The 13,498-nt window shown below is 65.2% G+C and carries 14 protein-coding genes; 9 read left to right on the top strand and 5 right to left on the bottom strand.

The genetic code is table 11. From position 1 onward, the window contains the following. The first annotated feature begins 152 nt into the window (after positions 1–152). On the top strand, positions 153–605 hold the full coding sequence (gene speD / locus VGG47_RS10735) for an adenosylmethionine decarboxylase (protein ID WP_331538310.1): 453 nt from the start codon (positions 153–155) through the stop codon (positions 603–605). Positions 606–659: 54 nt separating this feature from the next. After that, a complete protein-coding gene (gene speE / locus VGG47_RS10730) occupies positions 660–1,520 on the top strand; it encodes a polyamine aminopropyltransferase (protein WP_331538308.1) in 861 nt (286 codons plus the stop codon). Between the two features lie 147 nt (positions 1,521–1,667). Here the strand turns inward: speE and VGG47_RS10725 are convergent, their stop codons facing one another. Next, complete coding sequence (locus VGG47_RS10725; RefSeq protein WP_331538306.1) at positions 1,668–1,877, bottom strand: hypothetical protein; 210 nt, start codon at positions 1,875–1,877, stop codon at positions 1,668–1,670. A gap of 335 nt (positions 1,878–2,212) precedes the next feature. Between VGG47_RS10725 and VGG47_RS10720 the strand changes: the two genes are divergently transcribed. The 3 genes from VGG47_RS10720 to VGG47_RS10710 are packed head-to-tail and all read left to right on the top strand — an operon-like array spanning position 2,213 to position 5,087. Then, on the top strand, positions 2,213–3,265 hold the full coding sequence (locus VGG47_RS10720; protein ID WP_331538304.1) for a type III polyketide synthase: 1,053 nt from the start codon (positions 2,213–2,215) through the stop codon (positions 3,263–3,265). Continuing rightward, positions 3,262–3,960, top strand: coding sequence for a methyltransferase domain-containing protein (locus tag VGG47_RS10715; RefSeq protein WP_331538302.1), 699 nt, complete (start codon positions 3,262–3,264; stop codon positions 3,958–3,960). Before VGG47_RS10720 ends, VGG47_RS10715 begins: the two co-directional genes overlap by 4 nt. Beyond that, positions 3,957–5,087, top strand: coding sequence for an NAD(P)/FAD-dependent oxidoreductase (locus VGG47_RS10710; protein WP_331538300.1), 1,131 nt, complete (start codon positions 3,957–3,959; stop codon positions 5,085–5,087). Before VGG47_RS10715 ends, VGG47_RS10710 begins: the two co-directional genes overlap by 4 nt. 124 nt (positions 5,088–5,211) lie before the next feature. On the opposite strand, the gene VGG47_RS10705 is transcribed toward VGG47_RS10710, so the two are convergent. The 4 genes from VGG47_RS10705 to VGG47_RS10690 all read right to left on the bottom strand — a co-directional run bounded on the left by VGG47_RS10705 (position 5,212) and on the right by VGG47_RS10690 (position 9,056). Then, complete coding sequence (locus tag VGG47_RS10705; protein ID WP_331538298.1) at positions 5,212–6,084, bottom strand: HlyD family secretion protein; 873 nt, start codon at positions 6,082–6,084, stop codon at positions 5,212–5,214. Between the two features lie 12 nt (positions 6,085–6,096). Beyond that, positions 6,097–6,303 carry a DUF1656 domain-containing protein gene (locus VGG47_RS10700; protein ID WP_331538296.1) on the bottom strand — a complete coding sequence of 69 codons (207 nt, stop codon included), beginning with the start codon at positions 6,301–6,303 and terminating at the stop codon, positions 6,097–6,099. Next, positions 6,300–8,321 (bottom strand): FUSC family protein, encoded by a 2,022-nt coding sequence (locus VGG47_RS10695; RefSeq protein WP_331538294.1) that lies wholly within the window; start codon positions 8,319–8,321, stop codon positions 6,300–6,302. Before VGG47_RS10695 ends, VGG47_RS10700 begins: the two co-directional genes overlap by 4 nt. Before the next feature lie 249 nt (positions 8,322–8,570). After that, positions 8,571–9,056, bottom strand: coding sequence for a hypothetical protein (locus VGG47_RS10690; RefSeq protein ID WP_331538292.1), 486 nt, complete (start codon positions 9,054–9,056; stop codon positions 8,571–8,573). A gap of 322 nt (positions 9,057–9,378) precedes the next feature. Here VGG47_RS10690 and VGG47_RS10685 point away from each other — a divergent pair, with 322 nt between their 5' ends. The 4 genes from VGG47_RS10685 to VGG47_RS10670 all read left to right on the top strand — a co-directional run bounded on the left by VGG47_RS10685 (position 9,379) and on the right by VGG47_RS10670 (position 13,489). After that, entirely contained in the window at positions 9,379–9,531 is a 153-nt protein-coding gene (locus VGG47_RS10685; RefSeq protein ID WP_331538290.1) for a hypothetical protein, read from the top strand. A 259-nt stretch (positions 9,532–9,790) separates the two neighbouring features. Continuing rightward, positions 9,791–10,660: an FAD binding domain-containing protein gene (locus tag VGG47_RS10680; protein WP_331538288.1), complete on the top strand. Its 870-nt coding sequence runs from the start codon at positions 9,791–9,793 to the stop codon at positions 10,658–10,660. Between the two features lie 4 nt (positions 10,661–10,664). Next, positions 10,665–11,138: a (2Fe-2S)-binding protein gene (locus VGG47_RS10675; protein ID WP_331538286.1), complete on the top strand. Its 474-nt coding sequence runs from the start codon at positions 10,665–10,667 to the stop codon at positions 11,136–11,138. Continuing rightward, a complete protein-coding gene (locus VGG47_RS10670; protein WP_331538284.1) occupies positions 11,135–13,489 on the top strand; it encodes a xanthine dehydrogenase family protein molybdopterin-binding subunit in 2,355 nt (784 codons plus the stop codon). The genes VGG47_RS10675 and VGG47_RS10670 overlap by 4 nt, the downstream gene beginning before the upstream one ends. Positions 13,490–13,498 lie beyond the last annotated feature (9 nt).

Below are 13,498 nucleotides of genomic sequence, written 5' to 3'. Positions count from 1 at the left end.
GAGAAAACGGCGACGTAAATTTCACATTCCAGGGGCAAAAAAACACTTGCCATGAGGGGGGTATGGCCGCATAAGCCGGCGCTCTTGGCCCAGGGGGGCACGACGTGGTGTCGTGCCCCTGATGGCTGTCTACTAGTTGAGGGGGTTCGAAAATGAACGCACTTGCCCGACTGGGGATGGTCTCGGAGACTCCGAGCGAAAACCAGACGACAACGGTCTCCGTGGAGCCGGCTAAAGACTATTTCGTGGAACGCGACGGCGTGAAGTTTGCCGGCATGCATCTGCTCATCGATCTGTGGGGCGCGACGAATCTCGCCGACCCGCAGCTGATCGACGAGACGCTCTGCGCCGGCGCGGTGGAGGCTGGGGCGACGATTCTGCACAGCCATTTCCATCATTTCTCCCCGAATGGCGGCGTCAGCGGCGTGGTCGTGCTGGCGGAAAGCCACATTTCCATTCACACGTGGCCGGAGCGCAATTTCGCGGCGCTCGACGTGTTCATGTGCGGCGTCTGCGACCCGTACAAGGTGCTCCCCTTCCTGAAGGAAGCTTTTGGGCCCACCCATATCCAGGTCAGCGAACAGAAGCGCGGCCTGATCGCCTGACACATCATGCGGCCGGTTTTTGCACCGGCCGCAGGCTTTGCGAGCGGGGATAGCATGACAGATACCTGGCTGAATGAGACGCTGTACCCGGATTGGGGACAGCGCTTTCGTTTCACGCGGCAACTGGCGCGGGTGCAAAGCCCGTTCCAGGATATTGCCATTTTCGAAACCGACAGCCATGGCCGCGTGATGACGCTGGACGGCGTCGTGCAGATCACCGAGCGCGATGAGTTCGTGTATCAGGAAATGCTGACGCATGTGCCGCTGCTGGCGCATGGCGCGGCCAAGAATGTGTTGATCATCGGCGCCGGCGATGGCGGCGTGCTCAAGCATGTGTTGATGCATAAAGGCGTCGAGCGCGCGGTGATGGTGGAGATCGACGGCGAGGTCATTGATCTTGCCAAGCGGTTCCTGTCCGGCATCGGCGGCGATGCCTGGAACGATCCGCGTGCGGACGTGATCGTCGGCGACGGCATCGACTATGTGGCCCAAGCGCCTGACGGCGCGTTCGATGTGATCATCGTCGACTCAACCGACCCGATCGGCGTCGGCGAGGTGCTGTTCACCGATGCGTTCTACCAGAACGCGGCGCGGATTCTGACACCGCGCGGCATCGTCGTGAACCAATGTGGCGTGCCGTTCATGCAGGCTGACGAGTTGGCCGAGACGTCGCGGCGCCGCGCGCAATTCTTCTCCCATGTCAGCGCCTATGTCGCGGCGGTGCCGACCTATGTCGGCGGCTATATGACGCTGGGCTGGTCGGGCAAGGACGCCGCGTCTACCCGGCTGCCGGTCGAGGAGATCGCAAGACGCGCCGAGGCGGCGGGGATCACCGGCAAGAGCCAGTACTGGTCGCCGGAAATTCACGTCGCGTCATTCTGGCTGCCGCCTTACATCGCGAAGCATCTGCCCTAGGAAGTAAGGGACTACTTTTTGTGAACAAAAAGTAGCAAAAAAACTTTGCTATGCCGGGTCATGGGTTGCGTCAGCGACAACGCCCATGCCCCAGCGTAAAAAAATTTTTGCGCCGCTTTTTTTAAAAAGCGGCCGCTTACTTCCGCTTCAGTCCTCGAGCTCTTCGAAGTCCTCGTCATCCTCGGACACCCAGACCGAGCAGTTGAAGCATGTCCCTAAAAAATTGAGCTTTCCGACGGCCGCCGATTCGAGCCGGCTGCCGCATTGCACGCAGCCTGGCTCGGCGCGGACGGAGGTCTGCAGCGGTAGGGACGGGGCCCAATTGAAGCGTTTTTTGCCCGCATCGAAAAAGCTCATGCCCGCGCTCCGTGGCGCTGTTCAGCGTAGCGTTCGTTCCGGGTGAGGCAGGGCGACATGAAAGACGAGGCTCCGTTCCGCAGGTGGCGGGGTTAGCTGTAACGATACGTAAACGACACTGCGGCGATTAGGCCTCCATTGTGTCAAGAATTGGGCCGGTTCTGTAGCGGCCCAGGGCAAGGAAGGCCGGGCGGAAAATTGCCGTGAGGGCATGCGCCAGGCCGGCTTCGAAGGAGAGGAAAGTGGCCGCTTTTGGGTTACAAAGGTTTCTTTGTGGTTACAAAAAGAAGTTCTCCTTCCCTTGATCCGTTCCGGCGGTGGCACAGATAGAGGACATGAACCGTGCTTTCATCAATCGCATCGGCACGGCCATACCGCCGCATGACATCCACGCGGCGTACCGCGATTTCATCGCCAAGGCGCTGGACGGGCGGCACCGTATCGTGTTCGAGCGGATGGCCGATCGTGCCGGCATCGCGCACCGCTATTCGGTGCTGCAACAGGACGGCATGGTCGAGGCGGATGAGGCGCGGGAGGGATTCTACCGCCGTGGCGCCTATCCGGGGACGGCGGCGCGCATGCGTGCCTACGCCACGCACGCGCCGGTTCTGGCCATGCAGGCTGTCGAGGCGCTGGGCCGGCCGGTGCGGGATGTGACGCATCTCATCCTCGCATCCTGCACCGGCTTCGTCGCCCCCGGGCTGGACCAGATTTTAGCGCGACAGCTCGGGCTGCGGCCTGATCTGCAGCGGCTGCTGATCGGCTTCATGGGCTGTTCCGCCGCGGTTCCAGCCTTGCGCGCGGCGCAGGCGATCGTGCTGGCCGATCCGGCGGCGCGGGTGCTGGTCGTGAATGTCGAGCTGTGCACGCTGCATTTGCAGGAAACCACGGGCCTGGAGGAGGCGCTCTCGTCCCTGCTGTTCGGCGATGGTGCTGCGGCGGCGCTGGTGACGGCGGAACCGGAGGGGCTCTGCCTGGGCGATTTCGTGAACGTGTTGATCCCCGGAACCGAGGAATATATTACCTGGCAGATTGGCGATCAGGGGTTTGTCATGCACCTCTCCGGCCAGGTGCCGGTGGCGATCTTGCGCACCTTACGCGACTCGCCGCGGACGCTGTTGCGGGGGGAGGACCAGAAGATTGATCTGTGGGCCGTGCATGGCGGCGGGCGCACGGTGCTGGATGCGGTGCAGGCGGGCTTGGGCTTGCCGGAGGCGGCGCTGGCACCGTCGCGCGTGGTGCTCGCGGCGCAGGGGAATATGTCCTCCGCCACCGTGATGTTCGTGCTGGCCGGCATGCTGCGGAGCGCAGCACCTGGGCAGCTTGGCCTGGCCATGGCTTTTGGCCCGGGCATGGTCGCCGAGACATTCCGCTTCTCGATGTCATGATGGAGTTTTCGTCCCGCGCCATGCTGGCCGAGGCGATGGATGAGCCGGGTCTGGACGAGGCGGTGTATCGGCGCTGCCTGGCCGATCTGGCCGTGGTGAACCGGGTGACTTTGACGCACGGGCCGACCTTGCGCTGGCTCGGCCGCGCCACAAAATCCTGGCCGCCGGGGAGCTCAATCGCGGTGCTGGATATCGGCTATGGCCAGGGCGATTTGCTGCGGGCGATCGCCGCCTGGGCGGCACGGCGCGGCTTTGTGGCGGCATTGTCCGGCATCGACATGAACCCGCGCGCCGCGGCCGCCGCGCGGGCGGCGGATCCGACGCAAAAAATCGATTATCGCACCGGCGATGTGTTTGCCGCGGTGTTGCCGCAGCGGCCGGATTTCATCGTCACCTCGCAATTGACCCATCACCTGACCAGCGCGGAGATTCTGCGCCTGCTCGCCTGGATGGAGGCACAGGCGCAATGCGGCTGGCATGTCGCCGATCTGCACCGCCACAAGGCAGCTTATTACTTATATCCGCTCCTGGCCCGGCTGATGCGCTGGAACCGCATCGTGCGGTGCGACGGGCAGATTTCCATAGCCCGTTCCTTCATCCGCGAAGATTGGGAGAGGCTTCTGGCGGACATAAACATTCAAGCCGAGATCAACTGGCATTTGCTGTTCCGCTACACTGTCAGCCGGCTGAAATGACGGCGCGACCGGAAATCCCGGTCGCGGCGCGACCAGATATCCTCGTCGCCGGCGGCGGGCTGGCGGGGGCGGCCGCCGCTGTGCTCCTGGCCCAGGCCGGGCGTGACGTGCTGCTGCTGGAGCGTGAGGCGGTGGCGAAAGACAAAGTGTGTGGCGAGTTTCTGAGCTACGAGGCGGTGGCGACGCTGGAGCGGCTTGGCCTGAATGTGGCGGGGTTGGGCGGCGAGGTGATCGATCACGTCCGCCTGGTGCGCGGGCGGCGGGAAGTGCGTGCGCCTTTGCCGTTTCGCGGGCTCGGCATCTCCCGGCAGGTGCTGGATGAGGCGGTGCTGGCGCTGGCGGCGCAAGCCGGGGCGCAAGTGCGGCGCGGTGTGGCCGTCCGCCGCATCAGCGATGGCATTGTGGAAACCGCGGCGGAAAATTTCGGGCCCAAAACGCTGCTGCTGGCGACCGGCAAGCATGAGACGCGGGGGCTGGCCCGGCCGGCGTCACCGGGCACGCTGGTCGGCTTTAAAACTTATTTCCGGTTGCAGGCCGCCGAGCGCGATAAGCTGTCGGGTCACGTGGAGCTTATTCTCTTCGCCGGCGGGTATGCCGGGCTGCAGCCGGTCGAGGGCGGACGCGCGAATCTCTGTCTGGTCATCGAGGCGGCCGTGCTGCGGCGCCTGGGCAGCTGGCCCGAGGTTCTCGCCACTGTGCAGGAGAGCTGCCCGCGTCTCGCCGCACGGCTGCGCGGTGCTGAGCAGCTGCGCGCCCCGCTCAGTATCGCGCGCATGCCCTACGGTTTCGTGCACCGCCACGCCCGGGACGACGCGGCGAATTGTTATCGGCTGGGCGATCAGGCGGCGGTAATCCCGTCCTTCACCGGGGACGGCATGGCGATCGCCTTGCACAGCGCCGCCCTGGCGGCGCGCTGCATAATCGCCGGAGAGGGGGCGGAAACCTATCACCGCCGCTTGGCGGGCCAAGTCGCCGGGCAAATCCGCCGCGCCGGATGGCTGGATCGCGCGCGGTCCATCCCGTTTCTGGGCGGCGCCTGGTTTTATGGAATTGAGAAGTTTCCCGCCAGCATCGGATTTCTGGCCGCGCGGACGAGGCTTGAAGAGAAGGAAGCAGCCGCTTTTTAAAAAAAGCGGCGCAAAAATTTTTGTTATGCTGGGCCATGGGCGTTGTCAGCGCCAAAGCCCATGACCCAAATTAACAAAGTTTTTTTTGCTACTTTTTGTTCACAAAAAGTAGCCTTCCTTTTCCCTAGCCCCGGACCGGGCCGATGACGACGGTGCAGGTCATGCCGGCGATCAGTTTGGTGCCGGCGGGGACGTGGTCGAGGACGATGCGCACCGGCACGCGCTGCGCCAGGCGCACCCAGGTGAAGGTGGGGTTCACATCCGCGAGCAAGGTCGGGCTCGCGGTTCGCTGGCTGTCGGTAACGCCGGCGGCAAACCCCTGCACATGGCCGATGATCGCCGGGCTGCCATCCATCAGCGTGATTTGCGCGGTATCGCCGATCTGGATCTGCCGCAGTTTGGTTTCCTCGAAATAGCCGTCGACATAGAGCGAATCGGCATCGACCAGCGCCAGAACCGGGCTGCCGGCGGTCACGAAATCGCCGGGCCGCATCGAGAAGTTGGTGATGGTCCCGTTCACCGTGGCGCGCACGGTGGCGCGCTGCAGATTGTACTTGGCCAGCGCCAGGTTGGCCTGTGCCAGAGCGTATGCCGCCGTGGCTTGCTGCGCGGCGCTGATGGTGTTGTCGCGGGACTCGCTGGACACGGCGTTGTTGGCGATGCTGGTATAACGGTTCGCGGTGCGCTCTGCATCCTGCATCGCCGCCTTGGCGCGGGCGGTCTCGGCCTGGGCTTGGGCGATCGCCAGCACGAAACGCGTCGGGTCGATCTGGAAGAGCGGTTCGCCGTCCTTCACCATTTCGTTGTCATGGACGAACACCTGCGTCACCGGACCCGACACGTCGGGCGCCAGCTGCACCGTGTCGGCGCGCACCGCGCCGTCGCGGGTCCAGGGATCCTCCATGTAATAGATCCAGAGCTGCCAGGCGACGATTGCGGCGACGGCGACGATCAGGATGGTGACCAGAAGGCGGAGGATCAGCGATGCGGCTTTCATGGAATCCCGTTTTCAGAAGAGACGCTGGGCGGCATAACTGACCGCGCCGGTCAGGATGACGAGGAGGGCGAGGTCGAAGAGCGGCCGGTGCCAGACATAGCGGTACAGCCCGATCCGGGAGAGGCTCCAGCGCATGGCGGCGGAAAGCAGCAGGCCGAGGCCCAGCCACACCAGCAGCGGCGGCAAGAACACGCCGAACAGGTCGATTTCGCCGATCATGCGACGGCCCTCGCGCCGGGGGCGGCATACCAGCTCTCGACCGGCGGGGGCGGCGCACCGGTGAACAGCACGCTGCGCAAACCAGAGAGCAGCATCAGGGCCTCGCCGTAGCGGACGGCGTCGCCAGTGAGACTGCGTATCGCCGCGTCGATCGCCGCCAGCGTCGCTTCCGGCGGCGCCTGGCGCGGATTCTTCGCATAGAAGGCGGCGATGCTGGACAGCGCCTCGCCGGTGCGCTCTCGCGCCGCCGGTGGGAGCGTATCGAACAGATCCTGCAGGCCGATCAGGTTGAGCCCGACCCGCAGGTCGCGCAGCAAGGCCACCGCCGCCTCATCGGCCCCCGCGGAGACGGCGGCCAGGCGCGGCATCATCTGCCCCAAGCGCTGCACCATCACCCCGGTCAGCGCGGCGCGATCGGCGGCGCCCTTGGTTTGCGCCACGGTGGCGATGTCGCGCCAGGCCGCGCGCATCAGGCGCTTGGCACTCCATTCTGCACCGACCGAGCGGATCAGCCTGGTCGCCACCAGCGCCACCGCCATGCCGCCGATCGTTGCTAGGATGGCATTCGCGTAAGCGCCGAAATTACTGTTATAGCCGTTGTTCAGCGCCAGGATGGTGGGCCCGAACGCGCCTATGACCATGCCGGTCATGAACGTCGCCGGGCGGGACATCAGCACGCCGACCACCAAAGCGGCTGGTAGCAGCACCAGGCCCAGAGCGGCGAAGGTTTCCACCCGTGGCAGGACGACAAAAAGATACAGGCCGTCGAAGACGCTGACCACCAGCACGTCGCGCAGCATGCGGGCGATGGCCGGGGCCGGATCGTCCAGTCCGGCGAAAAACGAGCAGGCGATGGCGACCATCACCGCCGCCGTGCCGCCGGCGGGCCAGGAGGATTCGATCCAGAAAACGCAGGTGAGCAGGGTGGCGACGATGGCGGCGATGGCGGAGAGCAGGGACATGCCGTGATCGCGCAGGAGCGAGGCATTGGCGAGGTATTCCGCGCGCAGCAACAGCCCGTCGGGGGCCGGGTCGCCGTCGACGATGTGCCGGCGGATGGCGCGCGCGTGATGCATCAGGGTCACCAGCTCCTCGAGCCGCCGCGCGAGGCTGGCGCGCAGCAGCCCGCTCCAGGACAAACCGTCGTGCTCCAGCGCGTGGATCTGCATGTTCAGGCCGGCGCTGCTTTCCGGCCCGCCGAGCTGGATCCAGTCGCGCACCGCATCCAGCACCTGCTGCAGCGCCGGGGTGATGCCGTCCAGCCGCCGCAATTCGGCGACGCGGTCGTTGATGGAGCTCAGCACCGGCATCATGCTCAGCACATAAATGCGCAGATGCACGATGTAGCGCACCGCGCTTTGCAGATGCGAGGTGTCGTAGGCGAGTTGCGTCGTCATCATCGCCACGTCGGTGGCCTCGACCGCCAGCTGCCGCCGCGCCGCGCCGATATCGGCTTCATCCTCGCGCCCGGCCAGGGCGGCGGTCGCCCAGTCGATCGCTGGTTTCACCCAGGCGGCGATGCGCCGCGCCAGCACCGGGCCGATGGCGCGCGGGAACACCACGGTGCCGACCGCGGTGGTGCAGACGATGCCGAGCGTAATCTCCTCCACCCGGGTGAGCGCGGTCTGGAAGATCAGCTGCGGCGCATCGACGCTGGGAAAGCCGATGATGCCCGCGGTGTAGCCGGCCAGCATGAACATGTACGCGCGCGGGGTACGGTCGAGCAGTGAGAGATACAGGCAGAGCCCGACCCAGAGGGACAAAGCGAGGCTGAGCAGCAGCGGCGCATTGGCCAGGTTCGGCACCAGCGCCACCGCGGCGGTGCCGCCGGTGAACGTGCCGATGAAACGGTAGAGCGCCTTCGAGCGCATCGGCCCGGTGAGGGGATTGGCGACGATATAGGCGGTCGCCATCGCCCAATACGGATTGTCGAGCCCCAACCAGAAGGCCAGGTACAAAGCCATCATCGCCCCGAGGAACGTTTTTAGCGCGAACGAGACTTCATCTAATTTCGGCATGGGCGCCAGGGCTATAAAAATGGCAGAGAGGTGGACCTGTTTAGCGCGTTCTGGCTTGGCAGAGATGCCGCGCAAAAACAATGGACTGATGCGCGGGTCGGGTTTGTCAAAGGAAGGGAGGCTACTTTTTGGGAACAAAAAGTAGCAAAAAAACTTTATTAATCTGGGCCATGGGCGCTGTCGATGACAACGCCCATGGCCCAGCATAGCAGAAGTAAGCGGCTGCTTACTTCTCTCCGAGACGTCGGCTTAAAACGGATCCGGCGAGGCGCCGAGTGGCCGCGCCGGGCCGCTGGGGGCGAACGCGTCGGGGTTGTTCGTCCGCATGGCGGTGGCGTTTGCCGCAGCTGGGGTGGGCTTCACCGCCGGCGGGGGCGGGTCGTCGGGTTTCTGGGTCGCCGCTGCGCACTGTGTTTTCGCGACGGGTTCCGGTGCAACCACCGGGGCCACGGTGGGAGCCTTGGTCTGCGTCGCCTGCGCGAGAGATTGATCGTGGCGGGCCTGGATGCGCTTGCCCGCTTCCAGGCCTTCCTCATACCCGCGAGCTTCCGCTTCGCGCAGCACCGCGGGAGCGGGAGGTGGCGCAGTGTCCGGACGGGGAGGGACGAGAGATTGTTCGTACCGGCTCAGCGAGGCGCAGCCGGACAACCCGGCGGACAGCGCCAAGGCGATAAGCCAGGGAAAACTCCTGGGGCCCCGCAGCGACGGGGTTTTCACGAAGTTAGGCATGGTCATTAACCATTCCTAATGCACCGAGGCGCGTTCGTCACCACCCGAAGCCGGGGAGTCAGCAGCTTCTGGTTGAAAAACTTGTGAATTTTTCTGGGGTATGCGCGAAATGCATTTGGCGTAGAGCACATAGCGGCTTGCATTTATTGCATATTTTTTTGGCTTGCCGCTGAAACGCCCGGCATTGCCGGGGTTTTTTGTCGGCGACCACGCTTCCGACCCAGATTGGCGAAGTTTTTTGCTAATTTTTGTTCACAAAAACTAGCCTTCCTTTATTTTTGCTTACCCAAGCCTTGTTCCGGCGTTGCCCATCGCGGCGGCGCGTTACGTGGGTCTTGTCCGTTCTCCGGGGGCCGATACAAGGCGGCGATCAATAGCCTCGGGGTGGCATATTAGTTACAAGGATAAGCGGGTCGGCGAGGCCGACGAGGTGGCGGAAACCTATCTGTACCTGATGCGCCAGACTTTCAGCACCGGCTAGGTCGTCACCGTCGATGGCGGTGGCGTGCTGGTTTAGAGCAAGGGAAGGCTACTTTTTGTGAACAAAAAGTAGCAAAAAAACTTTATTGTGCTGGGCCATGGGCGTTGTCGCCGACACAGCCCATGGCCCAGCATAACAAAAATTTTTGCGGCGCTTTTTTTAAAAAGCGGCCGCTTTCTTCCGCCCGCGGCCGGGGGTTGCAGCGGGCCGGCTGACAGGCGATTAAGGGCCCGACCTTGATGAGAGCCAAAATTACGCCGTGAAGCCTGCCCCCTTCGCCTATCACCGGCCGCAGACAGTCGCCGACGCGCTCGATCTGCTGGCCAGCTCCGATGCAAAATTGCTCGCGGGCGGGCAAAGTCTGGGGCCCATGCTCAATCTGCGTCTGGCGCGGCCGGCGCACCTCATCGACCTCAACGATCTGCTGGAGCTGGACTTTGTGCGGACGGCGCCGGGCGCGCTGGAGATCGGCAGCCTGACGCGGCATCATCGCGTGGCGACCGACGGCCAGGTGGCCGCCGCCTGTCCCATTCTCGCCGCCGCCGCCGCCAGCATCGGCCATTACGCGATTCGCCAGCGCGGCACGCTGGGCGGCAGCCTGGCGCATGCCGACCCGGCCGCGCAGCTGCCTCTGATCGCCACGCTGCTCGACGCGGAAATCAGCATCGCTGGCCGCACCGGCACGCGCATGGTGCGGGCGCAAGATTTTTTCGTCTCCAGCCTGGTCACTTCGGTGCAGCCGGACGAGATGATCGTCTCCGTGCGCTTTCCGGTGGCGCAAGCGGGGTGGGGGCTGGAAATTTTCACCCAGCGCCATGGCGATTTCGCTATCGTTTCGGTTGCGACGACGGTCCGGCGTACCCCGTCCGGGGAGGTCGCGCATATGGCGCTGGCGCTGGGCGGTGTCGGCATCGCGCCGGTATCCTGGACCGATTTTCTGGTCCCCTTCCTCGGCCGAGCGCCGGATGAGGCGTGGGCCGCCGAACTGGCCGAAGCCGTGGCGGCTTCCATCGCGCCGGAGGATGATGCGCGCATCCCGGCCGCGTATCGCCGCGACTTGACGATGACCCTGGTCGGGCGCGCCGTCGCTGCGGCCCTGGCGCGGGAGGCGGCGCAGAAGAATGGCTGAGCAGATGTTGATTTCTCTGTCCGTCAACGGTGAAACGCACGAGGTCGCCGTATCGCCACGATATCTGCTCTCCGATGTGCTGCGCGAAAAATTGCACCTCACCGGCACGCATGTCGGCTGCGAGCACGGGGTGTGCGGCGCCTGCACCGTGCTGATCGACGACCGGCCGGCCCGTGCCTGTCTGACTTATGCGGTGCAGATGGAGGGGCATGAGGTCACCACCATCGAGGCGGTCGCGCAGGGCGGCGTGTACAGCCCGTTGCAGCAGGCGATGCACGAGGAGCACGGGCTGCAATGCGGCTTTTGCACGCCCGGCATCGTGATGACATTCGAAGCCTATCTGCGCGACAACCCGGACCCGAGCGAGGCGGAAATCCGCGACGTGCTCTCCGGCAATATTTGCCGCTGCACCGGTTACCAGAACATCGTCACCGCGGTGCAAAAGGCCGCGGCGGTGATGCGCGCGGGGCGGAAATGACGGAGGCGCCTTTCACGCAGATCGGCCGGGCTCTGCCGCGCCGCGAGGATCGGCGCTTCCTGACCGGCGCCGGCCGCTATGTCGACGACATCGTGATCCCGCAGGCGCTGCACGTGACGTTCCTCCGTTCCCCGCATGCCCATGCGCGCATCGTGCGGATCGATACCGAAGCCGCCGCCGCCATGCCGGGTATCGCCGGCATCTTCACCGGACGCGACGTCGCGCAATGGGCGAGCGTGCAGCAGATGGCGCCACCGATCGAGGGGTTGCAGCCGACGTCGATGCTGCCTTTCCCGGTGGAGAAAGTGCGGTTCCAGGGTGATCTGGTCGCCTGCGTTGTCGCCACCGACCGCTATCTGGCCGAGGACGCCGCCGAGGCGATCGAGGTCGAATACGATATCCTGGGCGCCGTGGCGGATATGGACACCGCACTTCGCCCCGGTGCGCCGCGCGTTGACGAGGACTTGGCCAGCAACCAGCTCTCGGAACAGCATTTTTCCGCCGGCGACGTGGCGGCGCGTTTCAAGGCGGCGCATGAAGTGGTCACCGCGCACTTCTCGCAACACCGGCAGACGCAATTGCCGCTGGAAACCCGCGGCTGTGCTGTGGTGTGGGACGAGGGCCGCCAGCATCTCACCTTCCATACCGGCAACCAGGTGCCGCACCCGTTGCGCACGTCGCTGGCACGGCGCCTGAACCTGGCGGAATCGCAGATCACCGTGATCTGCCCGGATGTCGGTGGCGGGTTCGGCCAGAAGATCGCTCTGTACCGCGAGGAACTCACGGTCGCCGCTTTGGCCCGGCACTTGAACCGCCCGGTGCGCTGGCGCGAGGACCGGCTGGAGAATCTGCAAGGCGCCAGCCATGCCCGCGAGGCGCGCTGCGAGACCCGTGCCGCCGTGGCCGCCGACGGCCGCATTCTCGGCCTCGAACTCACCCTCACCGAGGATTTCGGCGCCTACTGCTTCTTCCCCGGCAATTACATCGCGCGGGTGATCGCGCTGATCCTCACCGGCCCGTACCGCATCGCCGATTACGCCTATGAGGTGCGGATCGCGCTGACGAATAAATGCGGTGCCGGGCCGATGCGCGCGCCGATGGCGATGGCGAGCTGGGTGATGGACGGCACGCTGGACGCGGTGGCGCGCCAGCTCGGCCTCGACCCGCTGGAGGTGCGCCGCGTCAATATGCTGCAGGCCTCCGAGCTGCCTTACACAATGCCGACCGGCGAGCTGCTGGAGGACATCACCCCGTCCGAGACGCTGGAAGCGGTGGTTGCCGCCATCGGCTATGAAGATTTCCGTCATCGCCAGATTTCTGCACGCGCAGCCGGGCGCTATCTCGGCCTGGGTCTGTGCACTGTGGTGGAGCCGACCACTTACGGCTCGCGCTTCTACAAGGCCGCCGGCATTGCCGGTTCCGGGCACGAGTCCGCCTGGGTGCGGATCGAGCCGACCGGCACGGTGCGGGCCTCGGTCGGGCTGCAGGCGACCGGGCAGGGCTATGAAAGCTCGTTGCCGTCAGCGGTCGCGGAAGGGCTGGGCGTGGACGCCGCCAACGTGCAGCTGGAGCTCGGCAATACCGATGTCGCGCCCTACGGCATGGGCAGCCGCGGCGCGCGCGGCGCCACGGCGGGCGGCGGGGCGCTCTATCTTTGCGCGCGCAAAGCCCAGGAGAAGGTTCTTAACATCGCGGCACATCTGCTGACGCTGAACAGCGCCGGCGATCTGCGGCTGCGCGAGGGTAGGGTGGAGCGGCTGATCGGCGGCGACTGGACCGGCACCGGCATCAGCCTGACGGATATCGCCCGCGTCGCCTATCTCGACCCGTTGGCGCTGCCGCCCGGCATGGAGCCCGGCCTCGACGTCTCGCACGCCTATGACCCGCCGGCGATGACCTATTCCAACAGCAGCCATGCCTGCGAGGTCGAACTGGACGTGGCGACCGGGCGCGTCACTATTTTGCGCTATGTGGTGGCCGAGGATTGCGGCATGGTGCTGAACCCGGTGGTGGTGCGCGGCCAGCAGCAGGGCGCCATCGCCATGGGGCTGAGCGGCTCGCTGTTCGAGCATGTGGTCTATGACGCTTCGGGTCAGAACCTGAGCAGCACGCTGGCCGATTATCTGGTCGCCACGGCCAGCGAGTTGCCGAATTTCGAGATCCTGCCGATGCACACGCCGAACCGGCGCACCGCGGCCGGCATCAAGGGCATGGCCGAGGGTGGGGTGATGGGCGCGATCGGCGCCGTGACCAATGCCGTCAACGATGCGCTCTCACCGTTCGGCGTCACCGCCACGCATCAGCCTTTGACCCCTCCCACGTTGCGCGGCCTGCTGCGCGGCCGTACCTGACACACCCAG

Origin of the sequence: Acidocella sp. (assembly GCF_036489515.1) — a bacterium.
Taxonomy (GTDB): domain Bacteria; phylum Pseudomonadota; class Alphaproteobacteria; order Acetobacterales; family Acetobacteraceae; genus Acidocella.
The sequence above is the reverse complement of the archived record's forward strand: the minus strand, read 5'-3'. Positions and strand labels throughout refer to the sequence as shown.

Bases quoted from the DNA above. Each gene is read 5' to 3' on its own strand.
- VGG47_RS10725 (WP_331538306.1), bottom strand. From the start codon at position 1,877: ATGAGCTTTTTCGATGCGGGCAAAAAACGCTTCAATTGGGCCCCGTCC.
- VGG47_RS10695 (WP_331538294.1), bottom strand. From the start codon at position 8,321: ATGCCGAAATTAGATGAAGTCTCGTTCGCGCTAAAAACGTTCCTCGGG.
- VGG47_RS10710 (WP_331538300.1), top strand. From the start codon at position 3,957: ATGACGGCGCGACCGGAAATCCCGGTCGCGGCGCGACCAGATATCCTC.
- speE (WP_331538308.1), top strand. From the start codon at position 660: ATGACAGATACCTGGCTGAATGAGACGCTGTACCCGGATTGGGGACAG.
- VGG47_RS10670 (WP_331538284.1), top strand. From the start codon at position 11,135: ATGACGGAGGCGCCTTTCACGCAGATCGGCCGGGCTCTGCCGCGCCGC.
- VGG47_RS10700 (WP_331538296.1), bottom strand. From the start codon at position 6,303: ATGATCGGCGAAATCGACCTGTTCGGCGTGTTCTTGCCGCCGCTGCTG.
- VGG47_RS10675 (WP_331538286.1), top strand. From the start codon at position 10,665: ATGTTGATTTCTCTGTCCGTCAACGGTGAAACGCACGAGGTCGCCGTA.
- VGG47_RS10715 (WP_331538302.1), top strand. From the start codon at position 3,262: ATGATGGAGTTTTCGTCCCGCGCCATGCTGGCCGAGGCGATGGATGAG.
- VGG47_RS10705 (WP_331538298.1), bottom strand. From the start codon at position 6,084: ATGAAAGCCGCATCGCTGATCCTCCGCCTTCTGGTCACCATCCTGATC.
- VGG47_RS10690 (WP_331538292.1), bottom strand. From the start codon at position 9,056: ATGACCATGCCTAACTTCGTGAAAACCCCGTCGCTGCGGGGCCCCAGG.
- VGG47_RS10720 (WP_331538304.1), top strand. From the start codon at position 2,213: ATGAACCGTGCTTTCATCAATCGCATCGGCACGGCCATACCGCCGCAT.
- speD (WP_331538310.1), top strand. From the start codon at position 153: ATGAACGCACTTGCCCGACTGGGGATGGTCTCGGAGACTCCGAGCGAA.